A 5,241-nucleotide genomic window follows, 5' to 3' on the forward strand; every position below is an offset into this window, starting at 1 on the left:
TCCTCGTACCACCAGTTCCCTCGCGCGATCGCTCATCAGATCTCCCGGGCCGTGTGCATCTGAATCAACCACCAGGTTGCATCCTGTCTCCTCAGCGATCCTGGCTACGTGTCCGTTAGTCCGGTTGTGTCCTCCGCGTGCAGTGATCTCAAGAAAGACTCCGTGGTCAACAGCTTCTTGTGCATCTTCTTTGGTTATGAGGCCGGGATGTGCGAGTATATCCACATATTCGCAGATACATGCCTGCCTGTTGGTTCCGGGTGCCACGGGTTCGACCACCGTCTCTCCATGAACAACAACAATGTCTGCACCTTCATCTTTTGCGAGTTTTGCCAGTCTGGAAATCTCAGCAGGAGGGACATGGGTGATCTCCACCCCAGCAAGGAGCGTAACTCCGTATTCTTCGGCTGAACAGCGGATTCGCTCAATAGCAGCGATAGTGCTACTGATATTACTCATATCAGCGTGATCGGTGATCCCGACCGTATCATACCCAAGGACTGCCATGCGGCGGATCAGTTCACAAGGGAGGAGCTCACCGTCTGAAAGGATAGTGTGGGTGTGCAGATCGTACATGGCTACTTCTTAGGGGCTATTTTTCTGAGTTCTGTTGCGACCTGATAAAGCAACTCAGTCTTCGGCCCAGTACAGTCTGCGATAACGCGGCCTTCATGTCTCCACCACCAGGTTGGATGAGATTTTTTCTCTCTACGGTATTTTACACCGCATGATGCAAGTGCCCGTTCAATATCTGGGATAGCAGGTGCCTGAACTGCCTGCTCACGAGGAACCCTGCGCCCTTCTTTACGCATGAGTTTTGCGTCAAAATAGCAGGGATAAAGTATCAGTCCCTTCTCCATTCTTTACAATCTAAGAACTGAACCTATAAACAACCAGCGGGAAAGACGTAACTGTATGCATCATATCGACGTCTCGATCGAGAAGGATATCTTCTCAGCCAACCGGCGTCTTGCAGATGAGAATGCTGCTCATCTTAAAGGGCATCAGGTCAGGGCGTTTGATCTGCTTGGTGGGATTGGATCAGGAAAGACCGCTCTGATCGAGCAAATGGTCCCCCGCTTATCAAAAAAGAACCTGAAAGCAGCTGCAATTGCCGGGGACGTGTACGGTGATGATGATTTTCGCAGAATAACCTCCCTTGGAATCCCTGCAGAAAATGTGAATACCGGCAAAGAATGTCATCTTGACGCCCATATGGTTGAACATGCACTCCATCATCTCCCGCTTGATGTAATTGATATCCTCTTTGTTGAGAATGTCGGCAATATGGTCTGTCCTACGGACTTTGAACTCGGTGCAGAGAAACGGATTGTGGTTGTCTCTTCTACTGAAGGTGATGATGTGGTGAATAAGCATCCGATGATGTTCAGGGGCTGCACCATCGGTGTTCTGAATAAAGTGGATCTGGCTGAGGCAGTCGGGGCAGACCTCGATCGGATGGAACGTGATATGCACCGTTATAATCCTGATATGAAGGTCTTCAGAACCAATATGAAGACCGGTGACGGAGTGGATGCTCTGCTCGAAGAGATCCTGTCATAAAAGGGACTATATAGCTACGAAGGTGATAGATATAGGACTCTGTGGCGTAATCAGGACTCCCACAACCAAAACAGCGTCACCAATATCAGAGGGAAGATAACATGCAATGGCAAGGTAGATCGGTTCGAAAGTCAACGGGTGGAAGATATCATCCTGCATGCGGGAAGCGTCGCAGGGAGATCGGATCAGCACCGACAGAGACCCACATAGGGGTAGAAAAGCGGAAGATTAGTCGTACCTATGGTGGAAACCAGAAGATCCGTGCACTGCGGTCAGAGTTTGCTGCTGTCAGTAACCCTAAGACTGGTGAGACCAAGAAGGTAAAGATCGACAACGTTGAGAAGAACACTGCCAACCCGAATTATGTACGGCGTAACCTGCTCACGAAGGGTGCAATCATTAAGACCAGCATGGGCATGGCAAAGATTGTCAGCCGTCCGGGGCAGCATGGCGTTATCAACGCCGTTCTCATCGAATAACTTTTTTTACGTAAATTCTGTTCTTTTCACCACAGGAATCATCAAACGATAGTCTGCCCGGTTTGACAGATCTCATCTCCTTTAGAACGCTTATTATAGGCTGCAGGAGAATCTCTGCTGGAAATATTTCCCGATCTGGGTTAATGGAAGGATCATAACAGATATGACACTCAAAACTACACTTGCCGCGCCTTTTTATCACAGCAGGGTTGAAAAACTAGGCCGAAGTGAACTGATCTATTACTACTCCTTTGATCGGAGATGGATGGATCGGGATCAGGTAGACCTGCTCCTCAGACGGGGAATGGATCAGGGACTTATCAGGACCGATGGTGAGTTTTTCTCTCTCCTATTTGATCCTGCAGAGGTAGAAATTCCGATTGGGTATAAGCCCTCATCTGCGATATTTGAGGTTGCAGATCCAGTCTCCCAATTGATCGATCGCATTGCATTACGGAGTGGTCAGACTCAGGAAGAAGTGGCAAGCCGTATGAATGAAGTGATCAAGGACAGATTCGATGGAAAACTGAGGCCTGAAGCCGCATTGGTTATCCTGGCAAAGGAGTATGAGACGCCATATTCAGATCTGGTTCCTCAGCTTCGATCTGAACTTCTGAAAAAAGAATAATTATTAGTTTCCGCCTTCAGCAGGTGCTTCTGCTGGTGCGAAGTAGGATGCGAGGGTCTTTGAACCTTCCTTGGAAACAACGGTGTTAATCTGAACAAAGTCAGCAGTGATCTCAGATCCCCTGACCATCTTGCGCCGTCGCTCTCCATCAAGGACCGGGTGGAATCCTACGCCGCCTGATACGAGGACACGACGTCTTCCTGCAATAGGAAGGCTCTTTCTGGCCGGTGTTCCGTTCCGGTCTGATGCACCGGTTACCTTGAGTTTGTATCCTTCGAATCCGAATGGTGTTCCATCGATCTCATCACCAATACGCTTTCCCATGAGTGATCCGGCTGCACCACCGGTTGCATCGATGTTATATGCCTTACCTGTTGCCGGGTCAGAGAGTACTATCTTAAAATCAACCATACTATCAGTATTTTTTGTTTAGTCAGCAGCGATCAGAGCCCCTTCACGAGGGGCAGTATCTTGGTTACGTGTAAATTCCCATCACTCAGCTGAGCCGAGCAGTCTCCGTATATATCCGCGCCTGATCTTTATAAGACTACTTTCCCCAGAACGGGTTTTCTTTCCGGTACAGTCTGGTGAATTCATCAAGGACATCGCGGGCATCGATCGTAAGATGTGAGAGCATCTCCGCTTCAAGCACCTTTACGTGACGTTCGGGAATGTTGACGAGTAGTTCATCGTTCACATCAAACTGCCTGCCGACCGTTGCCCCGTCAACCGAGATTGCAACCTCATCACCGGCCTTGGCTTCCTGAATATTCTCCTTTCTCAGTTGAATAGATTTGAGCTGGCCGACCTTCTTTCCATCTTTTCTGATAAGGTTCACTCCGTTCCTGAGTTTTCCGGAAAGAATTCTGACTCCGACCACTGCAGGATTGTTCTGTCTGAAGACACAGTCAGGGAGCACCATCAGTTTTGCCGGGAAGATGATCTGCTCAAACCGCTTCTGATCAAGGTTGCGTTTCATCTCATCACGCCATTCAAGATATGATTCAAGGACATGGTAGATGACATTTCCTTTGAAAAGCTCGACCATTTCAGCGTAAAGAGCCTCGTTCAGAAGATCCTGTGCATCTGGGAGAATCTGGGTATTGAATGCGATAATGGAACGATAATACGGAGTTTTTATGGTCTCTGCTTCGATTACATCATGCCTTGTAACCGGACCAACTTCTGCCCTCATCACCGGAATCTCGGACGTGGTAAGTTCCTTGCAGAGTGCTTCCAGTGCACCGATAGTATCTGCCTTGATGATCAGACCTTCAGGGGAGAGAGTGACATTAATTTCGGTCATCTCCCGCTCAATGCTCTCGCGGATCTCATCCTCGTTTCCATCGATGACGCGAACCGGTGAACCGGCGATCACTTGATCAAGACCCGGAGCACTTACCTTCACTCCTGCTGCCGCTACGACAGACTTAGCACGGGAGAACCGGTCTTCGATCAGGATCTCTTTCAGGGGGCGGGGCTGGAGGAGCGATCGCACCTTGGTGGTGATCACACCGGTACTGGATGCAACCGCAATTTCATCGCCCACCGAGATGGTTCCGTCAAACAGAATTACATCTATTGTTGCCCCGAGCCCCTTCTCTTCCTTCACCTCAAGCACGGTTCCTGATCCTGGTCCATCAACTGCCAGGGCCAGTGAGGCTTCCATGTACCTCTGGGCCAGTCCGATTAGCACCATGAGCAGATCTGCGATCCCTTCTCCGGTGTGCGCACTTACCGGAACGATTGCAAGGGTTCGTGCAAAATCATCGACCCGGTCGAACCGCTCTGACGAGAACTCATGTTCTGCGAGAGATCCTACGATCTCATAGGTCTTCTTCTCCAAAAGATCAATCACGCGCTGGTTCTGTTTTCCAAAACTTGACAGAAAGGGTTCATCTGGAAAGGAACGCCAGCCTGGTAACCGGTCTATCTTGGTAGCAGCCATTACAAAAGGGGTTCTGCATCCCCGGAGAATCTGTAATGCCTCGATTGTCTGGGGTTTGAATCCGTCAATAATGTCCACTACAACGATTGCCAGATCTGCCAGAGCGCCTCCGCGTGCCCGGAGCGTGGTGAATGAGTGATGCCCGGGGGTATCAATGAAGAGGAGGCCTGGAATGTTGATCTTCAGGTTTTTGATTGCCCCACCCATCGCGACGATGGTTTCGATCGGAACAACCGTCGCTCCGATATGCTGGGTAATCGCGCCTGCCTCACCGGCAACCACTTTTGAACCACGGATCCGATCAAGGAGTGAGGTCTTCCCATGGTCCACATGCCCGAGCACACAGACGATTGGGGTACGAATCTTAGGATTGTTACTACTACTCTGACTTTTTTTATCAGATTTCTTTGCCATCGCTGCACCCCCGGATGAGGGCCCCCACCCCTCTGGCTTTCGAAATATTACCAGAGGAAATTATATTCAGGTATCATGAGAAGGGGCTGACTGACTATACATGAGAGGTGCTCTCTAATAATAATTCACAAGGGCAGAGAAAGGAGGACTGAATGTGCTCCCATTTGCTTTCCTGGAGGCTCTTCTCCAGGGAAGTAAAAAGAGATAGA

At 49.6% G+C, this 5,241-nt stretch carries 7 protein-coding genes; 3 read left to right on the forward strand and 4 right to left on the reverse strand.

Going from position 1 to position 5,241, the window contains the following annotated elements; genetic code table 11:
* Both LUQ50_RS07955 and LUQ50_RS07960 read right to left on the reverse strand, forming a co-directional pair.
* The coding region (locus LUQ50_RS07955; protein ID WP_300038834.1) for a histidinol phosphate phosphatase domain-containing protein at positions 1–576 on the reverse strand (576 nt) is incomplete at its 3' end.
* 2 nt (positions 577–578) lie between these two features.
* Positions 579–860 (reverse strand): signal recognition particle subunit SRP19/SEC65 family protein, encoded by a 282-nt coding sequence (locus LUQ50_RS07960; protein WP_300038837.1) that lies wholly within the window; start codon positions 858–860, stop codon positions 579–581.
* Between the two features lie 55 nt (positions 861–915).
* Here LUQ50_RS07960 and hypB point away from each other — a divergent pair, with 55 nt between their 5' ends.
* The 3 genes from hypB to LUQ50_RS07975 all read left to right on the forward strand — a co-directional run bounded on the left by hypB (position 916) and on the right by LUQ50_RS07975 (position 2,670).
* Positions 916–1,563, forward strand: coding sequence for a hydrogenase nickel incorporation protein HypB (gene hypB / locus LUQ50_RS07965; RefSeq protein ID WP_300038840.1), 648 nt, complete (start codon positions 916–918; stop codon positions 1,561–1,563).
* Between the two features lie 101 nt (positions 1,564–1,664).
* Complete coding sequence (locus tag LUQ50_RS07970; RefSeq protein WP_300038843.1) at positions 1,665–2,042, forward strand: 30S ribosomal protein S8e; 378 nt, start codon at positions 1,665–1,667, stop codon at positions 2,040–2,042.
* 163 nt (positions 2,043–2,205) lie between these two features.
* Complete coding sequence (locus LUQ50_RS07975) at positions 2,206–2,670, forward strand: DUF2240 family protein (protein ID WP_300038846.1); 465 nt, start codon at positions 2,206–2,208, stop codon at positions 2,668–2,670.
* A 3-nt stretch (positions 2,671–2,673) separates the two neighbouring features.
* On the opposite strand, the gene LUQ50_RS07980 is transcribed toward LUQ50_RS07975, so the two are convergent.
* Together LUQ50_RS07980 and infB are read right to left on the reverse strand one after the other, a co-directional pair.
* Positions 2,674–3,081 (reverse strand): 30S ribosomal protein S6e, encoded by a 408-nt coding sequence (locus tag LUQ50_RS07980; RefSeq protein WP_300038849.1) that lies wholly within the window; start codon positions 3,079–3,081, stop codon positions 2,674–2,676.
* Between the two features lie 136 nt (positions 3,082–3,217).
* Positions 3,218–5,032, reverse strand: coding sequence for a translation initiation factor IF-2 (gene infB / locus LUQ50_RS07985; RefSeq protein WP_300038852.1), 1,815 nt, complete (start codon positions 5,030–5,032; stop codon positions 3,218–3,220).
* Positions 5,033–5,241: the final 209 nt, after the last annotated feature.

The organism is Methanospirillum sp. (assembly GCF_028679455.1).
In the GTDB taxonomy this organism is placed as follows: domain Archaea; phylum Halobacteriota; class Methanomicrobia; order Methanomicrobiales; family Methanospirillaceae; genus Methanospirillum.